Origin of the sequence: Kitasatospora sp. NPDC057904 (genome assembly GCF_042887925.1) — a bacterium.
Classification (GTDB): Bacteria; Actinomycetota; Actinomycetes; order Streptomycetales; family Streptomycetaceae; genus Kitasatospora.
In genome coordinates this window covers 25,828-42,899 of record NZ_JBHVOL010000007.1, presented here as the reverse complement: position 1 = coordinate 42,899, position 17,072 = coordinate 25,828, and the positions used below count along the sequence as shown (strand labels likewise).

The following is a 17,072-nucleotide window of genomic DNA, read 5'->3' as shown; positions in this document are numbered from 1 at the left end:
TATGGCGCGACAGTGAGAGACACAGCGAGAGAGGCGACCCCGACCCGTGGTTGACGCGACCGAACTCCTGCGGGCCGCCGCCCGCGCCGTCCCGCTGAACGCCCGCGGTCCGGTGCCCGGCACCGAGACGGCGGGGCTCGCCGAACGCGCCGAACGGGTTGAACGGTCCGAACGGGTTGAACGCGCCGAACGGTCCGAACGCGCCACGCGGAAGCTGGACCGCTGGCGCGCCCAGGCGCCGTTCGACCGGGACGGCTGGTTCGAGCGCCGCCTCGCCGCCGACGGCCTCGACCCGGACGCCCTGCACGCCCTGCTCGCCGAGCACCCGGACGCCCTCGCCGACCGCCTCGGGCGCCTCCCGTGGGCCGAGCGCCTCGCCGCCGCCTTCGCGACACCCGCCACCCTCGACGTGCCCGAGGACCACGCCTTCGCCCGGCTCGTCGCGCCCCTGCTGGCCGACGCCCGCGACCGCCTGCGCGCCGCGATCGCCGACCTGGACGTCCCCGCCCTCGGCACGCCCGAGGAGCTGACCGCCCTCCTCCTCCCGGCGCTCACCGCCGCCGTCCACGGCATGGCCGTCCGCACCGTCATCACCGAGCTCCACGTCGCCCGCCTCACCGGCGAGTTGACCGGTGACACCCCCGAGGAGCGCTACCGCGACTTCCTCGACCGGCTCACCCGGCCCGGGCGCGCCTTGCGCCTGCTCGCCGAACACCCCGTCCTGGCCCACCGGTTGACGACCGCCGCCGAGCAGTGGACCGCCACCGGCCGCACGCTGTTCCGCCGCCTCGCCGCCGACCTGCCCGCGATCCGCGCCACCTTCGCCGACGGCCGCCCCCTCGGCCGCCTCACCGAACTCGCCACCGGCCTCGGCGATCCGCACCGCGGCGGCGCCACCGTGAGCTCCCTGCGCTTCGAGCGCGGCACCCGGATCGTCTACAAGCCCCGCCCGCTCGGCGCCGAGAGCCACTTCCAGCAGGTCCTGCGGTGGCTCAACCCCCGGCTCCGGCTGCCCCTGTACGACCTCGCCCACCTGGCCCGCGACGGCTACGGCTGGGTCGCCCACGTCACGGCCGAACCAGCCCACGACGACGCCGAGTTGAGCGCCTTCTACCACCGCGCCGGCACGCTCGCCGCCCTCATGTACGTCCTCGACGCCGTCGACTGCCACGCGCAGAACCTGCTCGCCGTCCGGGACCAGCCCGTGCTCATCGACCTGGAGGCCCTGCTTCACCCCGACCTGCACGAGCCCGCCAAGGACCTCTCCGAGTCCGAGCGCCTCGCCCGCCACCACGCCCGCCACTCGGTGCTGCGCTCGGGCCTGCTGCCCGAACGCATGTGGGACGAGGGCAACGGCGGCACCGACCTCTCCGCCCTCGGCTGGGACCCTTCGACCCTCCCGCCCCGCGCGGCACCCGTCCTCGTCGGCGAAGGCACGGACGAACTGCGGCTCGAATACCGGCGGTTGCCGATCGAGGCCCCGGGCAGCCGGCCCGTCCCGGCCGACCGGCCACTGCGCCTCGCCGACCACCTGGACGAGTTGGAGGCCGGCTTCACCGAGGCCTACCGGATCCTCGCCGCGGAAAAGGACCAACTCGGCGATCTGATCCGCGCGTTCGCCGGCGACGAGACCCGCATGCTGCGCCGCGACACCTTCGAGTACCGCAGCCTCCTCAACACCGCCTGCCACCCCGACCTCCTGCGCGACGCCCTCGACCAGGACCGCCACCTCGACCGGCTCTGGGCCCTCGCCGCCTGGGAGGAGCACGCGCTCGCCTTCGTCGAGCACGAGCGCGCGGACCTGTGGCGCGGCGACGTGCCCGTGTTCACCATCCGCCCGGACGGCGTCGACGCCCGCTCCTCGACCGGCGCGGTGATCCCGGGCGTCGCGGACCGGCCCGCGCTCGACCTCGCCCTCGCGAAGGCGGACGGGCTGGGCGAGGAGGACCTGGAGTGCCAACTCCAGCTCCTCCGGCTGTCCGTGACGACGGCCGACGGCGCCCGCGAGCCGCGCCGAACGACGACGACCGCACCCCTCGCCGCACCGGCCGGGACGGAGGACGGCCTCGCGGTCCGCGCCCTCGCCAAGGCCGTCGAAGCCGGCGAGCAGCTCCTCCGCGAGGCCCACCGGGGCAGCGCCGACCTCGCCTGGGCGGGCCCCAACTGGACCCCGCCCGGCCGCTGGGCGCCCGCCGAGCTCGGCCCCGACCTCTACAGCGGCACGGCCGGCATCGTCCTCTTCCTCCACCAGCTCGCCACCGTCACCGGGGACCGCTCCCAGCGCGAGGCGGCCCGGGCCGCCGAACGCACGCTCCGCCGTCAGGTCCGCCGTCGCACCGACCGCCTCGGCGGCGGCCTCGCCGGCACCGGCGGCGTGCTGTACGCCCTCGCGCACCTCGCCGCCGACCACCCGGACGACGAACTCGACGCCCTGGCGGGGCAGATGATCGGCCGGATCGCGGCCACCGCCGCCGAGGACGTCCAGCACGACCTCCTGGCGGGCAACGCCGGCACCATCGGCGGCCTCCTGGCCTGGGCCTCCGTCCGCCCCGGCCCGGCCGTGACCGCCGCCCTCGCGGCCTGTGCCGCACGCCTCACGGAAACCGCGGCCGCGCACCCGGAATTGGGGAGGGCCGACGGCGGCGTCGGCTGGCTCCCCGCCTCCCTCGCGGGCGCGGCCGCCCGTCCGCTCGCGGGGTTCGCCCACGGCGCGTCCGGCATCGCGTGGGCACTGGCGAAGGCGGGCCACCACCTGGGCGACTCCCGCCTTCCCCAACTCGCCCTCGCCGCACTGGACTACGAGCGCACCCTGTTCGACCCGGCCGCCGCCAACTGGCGCGACGTCCGCGAGGACGGCGGTCCCGACGGCCCGTCCTTCCCGGTCCTCTGGTGCCACGGCGCCTCCGGCATCGCCCTCGCCCGGGTGGAGCTCGCCGAACTCCTGCCGGAAGGCGGCGAGTTGCTCGCGAAGGAGCGTGACGCCGCCCTCGACACCGTGCTGCGCGAGGGCTTCGGCCTCAACGCGTCCCTGTGCCACGGCGACCTCGGCAACGTGGAACCCCTCCACCTCGCGGGACGCCCCTGGCACGGCGCGGCCCGCGCCGCCCTGGACGCCCTCGACAACCGGGGCTGGACCTGCGGCCTGCCGCACGGCGTCCACAGCCCGTCCCTCATGGTCGGCCTCGCCGGCATCGGCCACGGCCTCCTCCGCCTGGCCGCACCCACCCGAGTCCCGTCCCTCCTGGCCCTCCACCCGCCGACGGTGCGTTGACCCTACGGCCCCCGCAACCGCCCGCGCGTGGTGCCCGGCTCACGCGCCGGTGGCACTCGGGCAGAACTCCGCCTCCAGCTCGTCGGTGAACACGCCGATCGGCCAGGCGCCGCTCTTCCAGGTCCCGTTCGTCCAGTCGCCGTTGACGTTGGTGGAGAGCAGGTGGCGGCCGTCCCGGCTGCCGTAGGTGTAGGTCCACGAGCCGTTGATGGCGCCGCCCATGCCCCACACCGTGGTGCAGGACAGCTTGATCGAGCTCACGCCCAGGCCGTACGCCGTGTTCTCGATCCACGTCTTCGGCGGCGTCGGGATCATCGTGAACATCTCCCGCTGCTGGGCGGGCGGCAGCAGGCGGCCGCCCAGCAGCGCGGCGAAGAAGGTGTCGAGGTCGCCGACGGTGGAGATCATGTCGCCGGAGGCCCAGCCCCAGGACGGGCTCAGCTCGGTGACGTCGTAGACGGGGGCGTCCGGGTGGGGGTCGCCCAGGCGCGTGTACTCGCGCCCGTGCGGCCCGTGGACGGTGATGTCGGACGGGGCCGACGTGTAGGTGCCCCCGAGGCCGAGCGGGACGCTGATCCGCTGCTCGATCTGCTCGGCGAGCGTGGTGCCGGTGGCGCGCTCGACGATCAGCCCGGCGAGGACGTAGTTGGTGTCGGAGTACGTCCAGCCGGTGCCGGGGGCGAAGTCGGGCCGGTGGTGCATCGCGATCCCGACGAGCTGCGCGGGGGTGTAGTCGTCGAAGCGGTGCCGGAGGAAGGCGGGGCCGCCCGCCTTGCGCTGGACGTCCTCGTCCATCACGTAGTTGAAGACGCCGCTGGTGTGGTTGAGCAGCTGTCGCACGGTGATCCGGTCGGGCTGGTAGCCGGGCCCGTCGACGACGCCGGGGAGCCAGCGGTCGACGCTGTCGTCGAGGCTCAGCCGGCCCTCGGCGGCGAGCTGGAGGACGACGGTGGCGACGAAGGTCTTGGTGGTGCTGCCGATCCGGAACCGGTCCTGCGTGTGGCGCGCCCGCCCGGTGGCGGTGTCGGCGACGCCCGCGCCGCCGTACCAGTGGCGGTGGCCGTCCCTGACCTCGGCGACCGCGCCGGGCAGACCGCCCTCGGCCACGGCCCGGTCCAGCACCTTCTGCACGCCGTCGTGCCCGCTCTTCGCGGCCGACGCGGCGAGGGCCGGTGTGGCGAGGGCCGGCGTGGCGGCGGTGGCCGAGAGCACGGCTCCGGCGAGCACGGCGCCGACGGTGGTGCGGATCGTGGTCTTCATGGTGTGTTCCCCCTGGCGGTGGTTGTGGTTGCGAGGAAGAAACTACGGCGTGCTTTCCATGTGAATCAACGTCAACTCCTATTGCCCGATGAATCCTTGCAGCTCACAGCGGCGATATCCTTGCAATGGCCCTGCCAGTGATTGCAAGGCCGTGCGGGTTCATTGCAACAAGCCCGGAGCCCTGCGCATACTGGTCGCGCCACGCGAGGAGACGAGGACGGATGCCCGGAGCCAGACTGACCCAGCAGGACCGCCGCCGGATCGCCACCGGCCTGGCCGAGGGGCTCGGCTACGGCGAGATCGCCCGCGACCTCGGCCGCCCGACGTCCACCGTGACCCGCGAGATCGCCCGCAACGGCGGCCCCTCCGGCTACCGCGCCGAGCGCGCCCACCGGGCCACCGTCCAGCGCTCCCGCCGCACCCGCCCGGCCCCGCCCTCGGGCGCCCGCTCGGCCGTCGTCGTCCGGCAGGCGGCCGGGCGCGACCCGGTCGCCGTGCGCGAGTTCGCCGAACGGATGGCCGAGTTGCTGGTCCACGTCGGCATGCCCCGGATGGTGGCCCGGGTGCTCACCTGCCTCTACGTCACCGACGACGGCAGCCTCACCGCGGGCGACCTCGCCGACCGGCTCCGGGTCAGCCCGGCCTCCGTCTCCAAGGCGACCGCCTACCTGGAGGGCCAGGCGCTGGTCCGCCGGGAGCGCGACGAGCACCGGCGCCGCACGCGCTACGTCATCGACGGTGACATCTGGTACCGCGCCCTGCTGGCCAGCGCCGAACGCAACGCGATGCTCGCCGGGGTCGCCCGCGAGGGCGCCGAACTGCTCGGCCCCGCCACCCCGGCCGGCGCCCGGATGGACGGCGCCGCCGCACTCCTCGACCGGATCGGCCAGGACATCGTGCGCGCCGTCCTGCAGTGGCGGGAAGCGCCGTGACCTAAGGCCTGTCGTCAAACCCCCCGCCTGCCGGGCGGCGTTGGGGCACGCACCTCGCTGCGTTGTCGTCGGTCGCCCGATGTCCCCCAGCCTGGCGGCCGGGTGGGGGTCCCCCCGGCCGAAGGCTGGGGGCGTGCCCCCACCGCATCGCCTCCCTCCTCCGCCTTGCGATGCACGCACCCCAACGCCGCCCGGCCCGCCCTCCGGGCGGACGACGGGAGTTTGACGACAGGCCCTGGACCCGGGGGAGGATGGGCGCATGCAGCTGAGGATCGAGGCCACCGACCTGCCCGGCCGCGAGTGCGGCGCCGCCCCCGGCTTCCCGGGCTACCGCGACATCCACGTCGCCGTTCAGCGCCGCGCCAAGCCGGGCGAGTTGCTGGACCCGCAGCCCGGCGACGCGCCGCGCGCGGAGTGGACGCTGGAGTGCGTGGCGAAGCCGACGCCCGCCGGCACCGACATCACCGGCCGGTACGTCCAGGGCGGCCCGGGCGGGCGCTTCGTCTACCTCAACTGGCTGAGCGGCCCGGGGCCCACGATGTTCCGCCGCGCGAAGATCTTCCTGGACGCGATTCCCCCGGAGGTCGTCGAAGCCGCCGTCCGCTCCGGCCTGTTGGTGGCCTGCCTGGGCCTCACGGACGCCAAGGGCCACCCGCTGTGCGCCGCCGTCCGCCCGCCGCTGGTCACCTGGACGGCAGGGGGCTGAGCGCCGCGTACTCCAGGGGCGCCGAGGGGTCGATCGACACGTCGGCGGGAGCCGGCTCGGCGCCCGCGCGGACCAGCAGGTCGCCGATGGCGGCGACCATCGCGCCGTTGTCCGTGCAGAGCCGCAGCGGCGGTACGCGCAGGGTGATGCCCGCCGCTGCGCAGCGCTCCTCCGCCATCGCCCTGACGCGGGAGTTGGCGGCCACCCCGCCGACCACCACGAGCGTGCCGATGCCGTGGTCCGTGCAGGCCCGCACCGCCTTGCGGGTCAGCACGTCGGCGATCGCCTCCTGGAGCGCCGCCGCCGCGTCGGGGACGTGCGGCGCGCGCTGCGCCTCCACCCAGCGGGCGGCGGCGGTCTTGAGGCCGGAGAACGAGAACGCGTACGGGTGGTCCTGGGGCCCGGTCAGCGGGCGGGGCAGCCGGACGGCGGTCGGGTCGCCGTCGCGCGCCGCGCGATCGATCGCGGGACCGCCCGGGTAGGGGAGTCCGAGGATCCTCGCGACCTTGTCGAAGCACTCCCCGGCCGCGTCGTCGAGGGTGTCGCCGAGGTGGACGATCGGGTCGCGGGCGAGGTCGCGCACGAGCAGCAGCGAGGTGTGCCCGCCGGAGACGATGAGCACGACGGACGGGTCCGGCAGCGGCCCGCCGTCGAGCGTCGCGGCGGCGACGTGCCCGGCGAGGTGGTGCACCCCGTGGAGCGGGACGCCGAGCGAGAACGCGTACGCCTTGGCGGCGGCCACGCCGACGTGGAGGGCGCCGGAGAGGCCGGGGCCGGTGGTGACCGCGACGGCGCCGATGTCCCGGAGTGTCAGTCCGGCCCGGTGCAGGGCCTCCTGGACCACGGGGGCCATCGAGTGGACGTGGGCGCGGGCGGCGATCTCCGGCACGACGCCGCCGTAGCGGGCGTGCTCGTCCATCGACGACGCCACTGCCTGCCCGAGCAACACGCCGTCACGGACCAGCCCGGCGCCCGTCTCGTCGCACGAGGACTCGATCCCGAGCACGACCGTCACAGTCTCTCTCCTGCCTCACCCATTACACGTAGCGGTCCCATTGTGCCCGACGTGTCGTCGGGAATAAGCAGGAGCCCATTGATCGCTCCTGCAACTGATACGCAATAGTGTTGTCCCGGCACGATCGCCAACTTCGTGAAAGAAGGACCCGTTGGGCACCTACTCGCTTCCCGACCTGCCGTACGACTACTCCGCGCTGGAGCGGGCGATGTCGGCCGAGATCCTGGAGCTGCACCACTCCAAGCACCACGCCGCGTACGTGAAGGGCGCGAACGACACCCTGGAGCAGCTGGCCGAGGCGCGCGACAAGGAGCAGTTCGGCGGCCTGGTCGGCCTGCAGAAGACGTTCGCCTTCCACCTGTCCGGCCACGTCCTGCACTCGCTGTTCTGGCAGAACCTGTCCCCGGAGGGCGGCGACCGCCCCGAGGGCGAGCTGGCCGACGCGATCACCGAGCACTTCGGCAGCTTCGAGGCCTTCAAGAAGCAGCTGACGAACGCCACCACGGGCGTGCAGGGCTCGGGTTGGGGCATCCTGTCGTGGGAGCCGCTGAGCAAGCGCCTGATCGTCGAGCAGGTCTACGACCACCACGGCAACGTCGGCCAGGGCACCACCCCGCTGCTGGCCTTCGACGCGTGGGAGCACGCCTACTACCTGCAGTACCGCAACGTGCGCCCCGACTACGTGACCCGCCTGTGGGACGTCGTCAACTGGCAGGACGTCTCGGCCCGCTTCGCCGCCGTCAAGTCCGCCTGAACCGATTCAGGCATCGGGAATGCCCCGGCCCGCTCAGGCGGTCCGGGGCATTCCCCTCGCATCCCCGCCAACCCGCCGATGAGCACATTCAGGTCGGAAGCTCCCGAATGCGTCGTCTACGACAACCTGGGGGTAGGAGGCCGGTTGGCGGCTGGTCGGGCCAGCCCGCTCGGATCCTCTGCTGCAAGAGCCGCTCCGAGCAGCTGTCGGACCTGCTCCTCCGCCTTGGCCGACAGTCCCCGGTGCCCTGTGGGTTCGATGCGCACGTCATCACCCCATTGCGTTCGCACGCTTGGCCAGCTTCGTCAGCTCCGTAGGAGCGCCTCGGCCGGCGATGAGGATGAGTTCACGGATCGTCGCCCGCGCCGCCACGTGACTCCGGACGCTCTCCGGCGCCGCTTCCTCGGCTCGAAGGAGGCAGTCGATCGCCTCACCCAGGTGACGTCGTTGCGCGTGAGCTCGCCCGAGGTCGATCAGTAGCCTTGACCTGCGCTCGGGCGAGAGCTGTCCGGCATCGATCCGGCAGCCGATTTCCAGAGCCTCGCCCGCATCGCCGAGTTCGACTGCCGTCGAGACGGCCTGAATCTCGACGTTCGTAGGCCCGAACTCCAGGTTGAAGTCGTTGCGGTCCTCGCCGAGTCGTGCCGCGACCTCACGGGCGCGGGCGAGTTCTCTCAGCGCCTGCTCGCGTTGGCCGGCGCGAGCGGCGGCCAACGCGAGAACCAGGTGGAGCGCGCCGAGGACGGACAACGCTTCCGGTGGCGGATGTCCTGCCGACGTGTAGGTCCGGAGCGCCGCCACCGCAGTCCCGGCGGCGTGTTCTGCCTGGTCCAACCGCCGTAGTCGGACGAATGCGTGGGCCAGTCGGTAGATGCCGGCGAAGACGTGCAGTGGCTGTCCGGCCTGCTCGGCGGCTTGGATGGCCCGGTCGGCGGCCACCCATGCGGCGTCGGCCTCGTCTTGGCGGACGAATGCCGCTGCGACCGCCTGATATGCCTGGCTGAGCAGTAGCAGGATCTTGGGGCGCTCCTCCGCCGCGGCGGTTCGCGACGCCCGCTCCAGACGTGGCAGGACGTCGGCGATGGCAGTGCTGAGCTCGGCAAAACGTGCGCCGTGCGTCAGATGCCAGAACTCCTCGGTGGCGGTTGCCAGCTCGGGCAGGTCGACGGTTTCCGTCCGGGGGCGTTCGCCGAGCAGCGCATCAAGAGCGGGATGACCCGACAGCGACAGCCGCACAAGATCAAGGTCGTTGGTCTGTTCGGTAGCCGAGGGTACGGGTGCGGCGGATGATGGCGCATCGGGCCTGAGCGTCTGAACGGAGACGCCAAGGCCGTTCGCCAGCAAGTGGAGGACGTCGAGACGGACCACCGGCTGGATGCCCCGCTCGACCTGGGACACCCAACTGGCGGTTCGGTTGACGGCGGCGGCGAGTTGGTCCTGCCGCATGCCACGCCCCTTGCGTAGCTGGGCGACCCGGGCGCCGAACGCCCGCTGTTCCTCAGGACTCACCGGGTGAGTTGGTCGGCGGACGCGCCCTTGCCGGAGATCTCGGCCAGGAACGTGACCTCGAACGACTCCAGGTACTGGCCACGTTCGGCAAGGAATCGGCGGACGTGGGGCTGGCGCTCGTGCTCCTCGAACGCCTCACGGTCCGCATACAGCTCGTAGAAGACCCGGACGTGAGGCTCGTCCGGTACAGCGTGGTTGACGTAGACGAGAGTGCCGGGTTCCTTGGCGCGGATTCCTTCGAGCGCTTCCTCAGCCAGGGCGTCGAAGGCCTGAGCAGCTGTCACATCGCGGGCCACGAAACGCACAACGAGGCCGAATCCCATGGTTCTCCCCTTCCTGGATTGGTTGAGTCTCGCACGACTAGGTGAAGGTCTGCGAGTAGCAGATTCTCTTGACTCACAGTTTTTCTGCGACTACGTTCAGTGCAGTCGCCGTGGCTGAGAGCTATGGCCGGCTTCCCTTTTCGCTGCCGTCTGGTGACGGCCACTGCCCATCTGCAGTGATGGAGGAGCAATGGGGTGGAACGTGATCGTCAGCCCGCTCAACACCGCCAGCTTTCCGGTGCTACCGCCAGGGGTCGACTCCGTTCCGCCGGCCCGGCGGCTGGTGATGGCGATCGTGCGGGAGTGGGGAGTGCCGCTCTCGCCCGATGATCTCCAGGAGGTGGAGCTGTGCGCGAGCGAGCTGATCGCCAACGCCCTCCTGCGCACGAGGTCGCGCTGTACCGTGGCCATCCGATGGCGCGCCGGCCGGTTGCGGGTCGAGGTCATCGACCGGCGCCCGGATCTCCCGCGGCCGGAGCGCTGCACCGAATCGACAAGTGGCCGTGGGCTGTTGTTGGTGGAGACGCTGGCCACCGCCTGGGGCTGGCACCCGGCGGGGACGGGCAAAGTGGTGTGGTTCGAATACCTGGAGACCTCCGAAGTGCCGTGCCCCACGCATGCGTGGGGCACGGCCAAGGACCTCTGCTCCCTGCCCAGGGCGGCGTGATAACCGCAGACGGACGAAGCGCCCTGCCTCCGGTCCGGAGGCAGGGCGCTCAACGAAGCTAGTTCGCGCCGAAGAAGGCGTCCAGGATCCGCTGCGCCGCCAGGCCCGCCGGCAGCGTTCCGGCTCGTACCTGGGACTCCAGGTCGGGGGCCAGGCGTCGAACCTCGGGGTGCTCGTGCAGCCGGGCGTAGAGCTGGTCGTGGACCATCGTCCACGTCCATTCCACCTGCTGGTCGCGGCGCTTCGCGGCCAGCGCGCCCGTCGCGTCCAGCACCTTGCGGTGCTGCTGCAGGCGCTCCCACAGCACGTCGAGGCCCAGGCCCTCGCGGCCGCTGCAGGTCAGTACCGGTGGCGACCATGCCGCGTCCGGTGCCTGCAACAGCCGTAGGGCGCCCGCGAGTTCGCGGGCCGCGCCCTTGGCGTCCGTCTCGTGGGGGCCGTCCGCCTTGTTGACGGCGATGACGTCCGCCAGCTCCAGGACGCCCTTCTTGATGCCCTGGAGCTGGTCGCCGGTCCGGGCCAGGCTGAGCAGCAGGAAGGTGTCGACCATCCCGGCCACCGCCGTCTCGGACTGGCCGACGCCCACCGTCTCCACGAGCACGACGTCGTACCCGGCCGCCTCCATGACCACCATCGACTCCCGGGTGGCCTTGGCGACGCCGCCGAGCGTGCCCGAGGTGGGGGAGGGGCGGACGAAGGCGGCGGGATCCACCGCCAGGCGCTCCATCCTGGTCTTGTCGCCCAGGATGGAGCCGCCGGTCCGGCTGGACGTCGGGTCGACGGCGAGCACCGCGACCCGGTGGCCCGCCGCCGTCAGCATCGTGCCGAACGAGTCGATGAAGGTCGACTTGCCGACACCGGGCACACCGGTGATGCCGACCCGGACCGCGCCGCCCGCGTGCGGGAGCAGCCGCTGGAGCAGCTGCTGGGCCAGCACCCGGTGGTCGGGCCGGGTCGATTCGACGAGCGTGACGGCCCGCGCGATCCACGCGCGCGAGCCGTCGAGGACGCCCGTGACGTAGCTGTCGAGGTCGATCGTCCGCGGAGGCATGGAGGTTCAGCGGCTCACAGCTCGTGGCCGAGGTCGGCCGCCAGGGACTTCAGCAGGTCGTACGCCGCGTCCGGGATGACGGTGCCGGGCGGGAAGACCGCCGCCGCGCCGGCCTCGTACAGGGCGTCGAAGTCCTGCGGCGGGATGACGCCGCCGACGACGATGGTGATGTCCTCCCGCCCGGCCTCGGCGAGCGCGGTGCGCAGCGCGGGCACCAGGGTGAGGTGTCCGGCGGCGAGCGACGAGACGCCGACGATGTGGACGTCGGCCTCGACGGCCTGGCGGGCCACCTCGTCCGGGGTCTGGAACAGCGGGCCGACGTCGACGGTGAAGCCGAGGTCGGCGAAGGCGGTGGCGATGACCTTCTGGCCGCGGTCGTGGCCGTCCTGGCCCATCTTGGCGACGAGGATGCGCGGGCGGCGGCCCTCGGCCTCCTCGAAGCGCTCGACGAGGTCCCGGGTGCGCTGGAGGGGGGCCGACTGGCCCGCTTCGTCTCGGTACACACCGGAGATGGTACGGATCTGGCCGGAGTGGCGGCCGTACACCTTCTCCAGGGCGTCCGAGATCTCGCCGACGGTGGCCTTGGCGCGGGCCGCGTTGACGGCGAGGTGCAGCAGGTTGCCGTCGAGGGAGCCGCCGCGCTGGGGGCCGGCCTCGGCGGCGCGGGTCAGCGCGTGCAGCGCGTCCTGCGTCAGGGCCTCGTCGCGCTCCGCGCGCAGGCGGCGCAGCTTCTCGATCTGGCGGGCGCGGACCGAGGAGTTGTCGACCTTGAGCACGTCGATCTGCTCGTCGCTCTCCACCCGGTACTTGTTGACGCCGATGACCGGCTGGCGGCCGGAGTCGATGCGCGCCTGGGTGCGGGCGGCGGCCTCCTCGACGCGCAGCTTGGGGATGCCGGCGTCGATGGCCTTGGCCATGCCGCCGGCGGCCTCGACCTCCTGGATGTGCTGCCAGGCGCGGACGGCGAGGTCGTGGGTGAGCTTCTCGACGTAGGCGGAGCCGCCCCACGGGTCGATGACGCGGCAGGTGCCGGACTCCTGCTGGAGCAGCAGCTGGGTGTTGCGGGCGATGCGGGCCGAGAAGTCGGTGGGCAGCGCGAGCGCCTCGTCGAGGGCGTTGGTGTGCAGCGACTGGGTGTGGCCCTGGGTGGCGGCCATCGCCTCGACGCAGGTACGGGTGACGTTGTTGAACACGTCCTGCGCGGTGAGGGACCAGCCGGAGGTCTGCGAATGGGTGCGCAGCGACAGCGACTTGGCGTTCTTCGGGTCGAACTGCTTGACCAGCTTGGCCCACAGGAGGCGGGCCGCGCGCAGCTTGGCGACCTCCATGAAGAAGTTCATGCCGATCGCCCAGAAGAAGGACAGCCGCGGCGCGAAGGCGTCGACGTCCAGGCCCACGTCGAGGCCCGCGCGCAGGTACTCGACGCCGTCGGCGAGGGTGTAGGCGAGCTCCAGGTCGGCGGTGGCCCCGGCCTCCTGGATGTGGTAGCCGGAGATGGAGATCGAGTTGTACCGGGGCATCTTCTGCGAGGTGTACGCGAAGATGTCCGAGATGATCCGCATCGACGGCTGCGGCGGGTAGATGTAGGTGTTGCGGACCATGAACTCCTTGAGGATGTCGTTCTGGATGGTCCCCGCCAGCTTCTCCGGCGGCACCCCCTGCTCCTCGGCCGCGACGATGTACAGGGCGAGCACCGGCAGCACGGCGCCGTTCATCGTCATCGACACTGACATCTTGTCCAGCGGGATGCCGTCGAACAGCTGGCGCATGTCGTAGATGGAGTCGATGGCGACGCCCGCCATGCCGACGTCGCCGGTGACGCGCGGGTGGTCGCTGTCGTAGCCGCGGTGGGTCGGCAGGTCGAAGGCGACCGAGAGGCCCTTCTGGCCGGCCGCGAGGTTGCGGCGGTAGAAGGCGTTGGACTCCTCGGCGGTGGAGAAGCCCGCGTACTGGCGGACGGTCCACGGCTGGTTGACGTACATGGTCGGGTAGGGCCCGCGCAGGTACGGGGCGATGCCCGGGTAGGTGTCGAGGAAGTCCAGGCCGGCGAGGTCGTCGGCGGTGTACAGCGGCTTGACGCCGATGCCCTCGGGGGTGTCCCAGACGAGCTCGTCGACGTCCTTGCCGGTGGTCCGCCGCCAGGCGGAGCGCCACTGCTCGGGGGTGACATCGCGGGCGGCGCCGCCGTCCAACCCGATTCCGGTGAAGTCGGGGATCATCGGGCCACTCCGATCAGGTCCAGCAGGGAGGTCAGGGCGGCGACCGCGTCCCCGCCCGCGTGGATGAACTCGTCCACTCCGGCGGGTACTTCGGCGAGCCGTCCGGCGAGCAGCACGCGCCGGGCGCCGGCCTCCTTGAGGGCGACGGCAACGGCCGCGGCGTGCTCGCCGTACAGGGCGTCGCTGGAGCAGAGGCAGGCGACGGTGGCGCCGGAGGCCCGGAAGGCCTCGGCGAACGCGGCCGGGTCGGCGGACTCCAGGGAGACGGTCGCGATCCCGCCCGCCTGGAACAGGTTGGCCGCGAAGGTGGTGCGCGCGGTGTGCGCGGCGGCGGTGCCGATCGACGCCAGGAACAGCTTCGGCCGCTCGCCGTCGGCCGCGAGGAAGGCGTCCGAGCGGTCCCGCAGGGCCTCGTACGCCTCGGCGCGCCGCACCTGCGGCAGCCCGCCGCCGGGCGCGGCCGGGGCCGGCTCGCGGACCAGCGGGTGCTCGTCCAGGTGCGGGAACTCGCTGACACCGGTCACGGGTTCGCGCCGCTTGGCGAGCTTCGCGGAGCGCTCCGCCCAGGTCGCGGCGATCCGCTCGCCGGCCAGGCCGGACTCCAGCGCGGCCCGCTGGCCGCCGGCCCGCTCGATCTCCTGGAACCAGGCCCAGGCGGCGTGCGCGAGCTCCTCGCTCAGCTGCTCGACGTACCAGGAGCCGCCGGCCGGGTCGATCACCCGGGCCAGGTGGGACTCCTCCAGCAGGATCGACTGGGTGTTGCGGGCGATCCGGCGCGCGAACGCGTCGGGCAGGCCGAGCGCGGTGTCGAAGGGCAGCACGGTCACAGCGTCGGCGCCGCCGACCCCGGCGGCGAGGCAGGCGACGGTGGTGCGCAGCATGTTCACCCACGGGTCGCGCGCGGTCATCATGACCCGGGACGTGACGGCGTGCTGGCGCTGCGCGGAGGCCTCGGCGGACGCGCCGGACACCTCGGCGACGCGGGCCCACAGGCGGCGCGCGGCACGGAACTTGGCGATCGTCAGGAACTGGTCGCCGTCGGCCGCGTAGCGGAACTCCAGCTGGCCGAGCGCGGCGTCCACCGGGAGCCCGGCGGCGGTCAGGGCACGCAGGTAGGCGACGCCGGTGGCGAGCGAGCAGCCCAGCTCCTGGGCGGGCGAGGCGCCGGCCTCGTGGTACGGCAGGGCGTCGACGGTGAGGGCGCGGACGCCGGGGTAGTCGGCGGCGCAGCGGGCGGCGAGCGCGGCGGCGTCGGCGAGCAGGGCGTCGGTGCGGGCGGTGTCGCCGGTTCTGGCCTGGAGGCCGAGCGGGTCGGCCCCGAGGTTGCCGGCGGCGGCACCGGGGGAGACCTCGCGCTCCTCGTACAGCTTGAACAACTGCTCGGCGGCGTCGGCGAATTCGGCTCCGGCGTCGAGGGCGACGGCGGCCAGGTCCAGGTAGACGCCGGCCAGCGCCTCGGGCAGCGCGGCGATCGGCAGGCCGTCCCCGCCGAGCTCCAGCCAGAGCGAGCCGACGCCGTTCTCCAGGTCCGCGAGGACCGCCTCGTTGGTCCGGCGCCGGTCCGGGTCGGCGTGCCGCTGGCGGACGTCCCACCCGGCGACGGCCGAACCCTGCGGGCGACCGCCGCGCACGAACGGCGCGAAGCCGGGGTAGCCGGCCTCGGCGCCGGTGTCCTCGGCGGTGTACAGGGGGCGGGCGCTCAGGCCGTCCTGGAGGCGGGTGGCGAGCGCCTGTTCGGCGGCGGGGGCGTCCTCGGGCTGCGCACCGGACTTGCGCAGCACGCCCTCGACGAGCCGCTGCCACTGCTCACGGTGCGCTGCCGGGAACTCGGCGGCGAGGGGGAGCCCTTCGGGCGGGACCTTCATGACCGCAGGTTAGCGCCCGTTCGCGCGGGCACAGGAGGGCCGGTGGATGTGACCTTTCCCTCGATTTAGCCACACTTCAGCACTCCGGGTGACGCCGAGTGCCAGCCGGGGCGTCGAGGGGGCCGGGCGGTCGGGCGGACGGTTGAACGAAAGCGGCGGCCGCGGTCGTTCCAAGAAGGAGAAGTGACAACGGGATTGTGGAACCTCGGCGCCCATCTATTAAGTTACTTCGAAGAAGGCGGGTGGGGCTGACATCCCCCGTGCGATCCCACCCGCCTTCGCTCCGCCGTGCCCTGTTCCGCCCCGCTCCGCCCTGCCTCCGTCCCCCGAAGGAGCCCACCGCCATGGGAAAGCGCCGCAAGCCCAGCCCCCCGAGCCGGGCGCGCCTCGCCGTCCTCACCACGGCCGTGGCCGGCGGCGCGGTGCTCGCCGCCGGGACCGCCCACGCCGAGCCGACGCCCACGCTCGCCTCCGTCAAGGAACAGGTGGACAAGCTCAACGAGGAGGCCGAGCAGTCCATCGAGCGCTACAACGGCTTCCAGGCCAAGCAGCAGTCGCTCCAGGCGGACGCGAACCGGATCCAGGACAAGGTCGCCCGCGGCCAGGAGGCGATGAACGAGCTGCGCACCCGGCTCGGCGCGGTGGCGGGCGAGCAGTACCGCACCAACGGCATCGACCCGGGCATCCAGCTGATGCTCGACTCCGACCCGGCCGGCTACCTGGAGCGCGCCGCCGCGCAGAACCAGGTCGTCGAGGGCCAGACCGCACTGCTCAAGCAGGCCCGCGACGAGCAGCGCCGGCTCGACCAGGACCGCGCCGAGGCCGCCGCCATGCTCACCCAGCTCGACAGCGTGGGCGCGTCGCTGGGCGAGGAGAAGAAGCAGGTCCAGAGCCGGCTCGCGCAGGCCCAGGCGCTGCTCAACAAGCTGAGCGCCGAAGACCGGGCCAGGATCAACGCCCAGGAGTCCGCCGAGAAGGCGAAGGCCGCCGCCCAGCAGGCCGCCGCGGCGGACCGGGCCTCCCGCTCGGCCGGCCGGCCCGCCGCGGGGCCCGGCGCGGACGCCACCCTGCCGAGCCCGAGTGCGAGCGGCCGCGCCGCCGACATCATCAAGTTCGCCACCGCCCAGCTCGGCAAGCCCTACGAATGGGGCTCGACCGGGCCGAACACCTGGGACTGCTCCGGCCTGACCGGCGCCGCCTACCGCGCGGCCGGCGTCAAGCTCCCCCGGATGTCGCAGGACCAGTGGAACGCCGGCACGCGCATCGCCCGCGGTGACCTCCAGCCCGGCGACCTCGTCTTCTTCTACGAGGACATCCACCACGTCGGCATCTACATAGGCGACGGCAAGATGATCCACTCCCCGCGCACGGGCAAGAACGTGGAGGTCCTCCCGATCTCCGTCATGCCGTACATGGGCGCCGTCCGCCCCGCCTGACGGGCACCGCCCGCGGCACGGCGACGAAGCACGGCTCACGTCGACGAAGGAGGAGGGCCCGGTC

The 17,072-nt window shown here is 73.0% G+C and carries 13 protein-coding genes; 6 read left to right on the top strand and 7 right to left on the bottom strand.

Annotated features, from left to right (window positions below):
- Positions 1-46: 46 nt before the first annotated feature.
- Positions 47-3,271: a type 2 lanthipeptide synthetase LanM family protein gene (locus tag ACFVSN_RS19130; RefSeq protein ID WP_387956250.1), complete on the top strand. Its 3,225-nt coding sequence runs from the start codon at positions 47-49 to the stop codon at positions 3,269-3,271.
- A 39-nt stretch (positions 3,272-3,310) separates the two neighbouring features.
- On the opposite strand, the gene ACFVSN_RS19125 is transcribed toward ACFVSN_RS19130, so the two are convergent.
- A complete protein-coding gene (locus ACFVSN_RS19125) occupies positions 3,311-4,531 on the bottom strand; it encodes a serine hydrolase domain-containing protein (RefSeq protein ID WP_387956249.1) in 1,221 nt (406 codons plus the stop codon).
- A gap of 221 nt (positions 4,532-4,752) precedes the next feature.
- Between ACFVSN_RS19125 and ACFVSN_RS19120 the strand changes: the two genes are divergently transcribed.
- A complete protein-coding gene (locus ACFVSN_RS19120) occupies positions 4,753-5,463 on the top strand; it encodes a helix-turn-helix domain-containing protein (protein WP_380436465.1) in 711 nt (236 codons plus the stop codon).
- Positions 5,464-5,722: 259 nt separating this feature from the next.
- Positions 5,723-6,169: a DUF5990 family protein gene (locus tag ACFVSN_RS19115; RefSeq protein ID WP_387956248.1), complete on the top strand. Its 447-nt coding sequence runs from the start codon at positions 5,723-5,725 to the stop codon at positions 6,167-6,169.
- Here ACFVSN_RS19115 and tsaD read toward each other — a convergent pair.
- On the bottom strand, positions 6,147-7,184 hold the full coding sequence (tsaD, locus tag ACFVSN_RS19110) for a tRNA (adenosine(37)-N6)-threonylcarbamoyltransferase complex transferase subunit TsaD (protein WP_387956247.1): 1,038 nt from the start codon (positions 7,182-7,184) through the stop codon (positions 6,147-6,149). The genes ACFVSN_RS19115 and tsaD overlap by 23 nt on opposite strands.
- A gap of 151 nt (positions 7,185-7,335) precedes the next feature.
- Between tsaD and ACFVSN_RS19105 the strand changes: the two genes are divergently transcribed.
- Entirely contained in the window at positions 7,336-7,938 is a 603-nt protein-coding gene (locus tag ACFVSN_RS19105; protein WP_380447994.1) for a superoxide dismutase, read from the top strand.
- Between the two features lie 270 nt (positions 7,939-8,208).
- Here the strand turns inward: ACFVSN_RS19105 and ACFVSN_RS19100 are convergent, their stop codons facing one another.
- Both ACFVSN_RS19100 and ACFVSN_RS19095 read right to left on the bottom strand, forming a co-directional pair.
- A complete protein-coding gene (locus tag ACFVSN_RS19100) occupies positions 8,209-9,447 on the bottom strand; it encodes a helix-turn-helix domain-containing protein (protein ID WP_380447992.1) in 1,239 nt (412 codons plus the stop codon).
- On the bottom strand, positions 9,444-9,770 hold the full coding sequence (locus ACFVSN_RS19095) for a putative quinol monooxygenase (protein WP_380498143.1): 327 nt from the start codon (positions 9,768-9,770) through the stop codon (positions 9,444-9,446). The genes ACFVSN_RS19100 and ACFVSN_RS19095 overlap by 4 nt, the downstream gene beginning before the upstream one ends.
- Positions 9,771-9,960: 190 nt before the next feature.
- On the opposite strand from ACFVSN_RS19095, the gene ACFVSN_RS19090 reads away from it, so the two are divergent.
- Entirely contained in the window at positions 9,961-10,437 is a 477-nt protein-coding gene (locus ACFVSN_RS19090; protein WP_387956246.1) for an ATP-binding protein, read from the top strand.
- 58 nt (positions 10,438-10,495) lie between these two features.
- Here the strand turns inward: ACFVSN_RS19090 and meaB are convergent, their stop codons facing one another.
- Genes meaB through ACFVSN_RS19075 form a run of 3 tightly spaced genes read right to left on the bottom strand, consistent with a single transcriptional unit; the run spans position 10,496 to position 15,572 of the window.
- A complete protein-coding gene (gene meaB / locus ACFVSN_RS19085; RefSeq protein WP_380500011.1) occupies positions 10,496-11,488 on the bottom strand; it encodes a methylmalonyl Co-A mutase-associated GTPase MeaB in 993 nt (330 codons plus the stop codon).
- Between the two features lie 14 nt (positions 11,489-11,502).
- The gene (gene scpA, locus ACFVSN_RS19080) at positions 11,503-13,707 is read right to left on the bottom strand and encodes a methylmalonyl-CoA mutase (protein WP_380447986.1); all 2,205 of its coding nucleotides are present in this window, start codon (positions 13,705-13,707) and stop codon (positions 11,503-11,505) included.
- Entirely contained in the window at positions 13,704-15,572 is a 1,869-nt protein-coding gene (locus tag ACFVSN_RS19075) for a methylmalonyl-CoA mutase family protein (RefSeq protein WP_387956245.1), read from the bottom strand. The genes scpA and ACFVSN_RS19075 overlap by 4 nt, the downstream gene beginning before the upstream one ends.
- A 344-nt stretch (positions 15,573-15,916) precedes the next feature.
- Here ACFVSN_RS19075 and ACFVSN_RS19070 point away from each other — a divergent pair, with 344 nt between their 5' ends.
- A complete protein-coding gene (locus ACFVSN_RS19070; RefSeq protein WP_380447982.1) occupies positions 15,917-17,008 on the top strand; it encodes an NlpC/P60 family protein in 1,092 nt (363 codons plus the stop codon).
- The last annotated feature ends 64 nt before the right edge of the window (positions 17,009-17,072 follow it).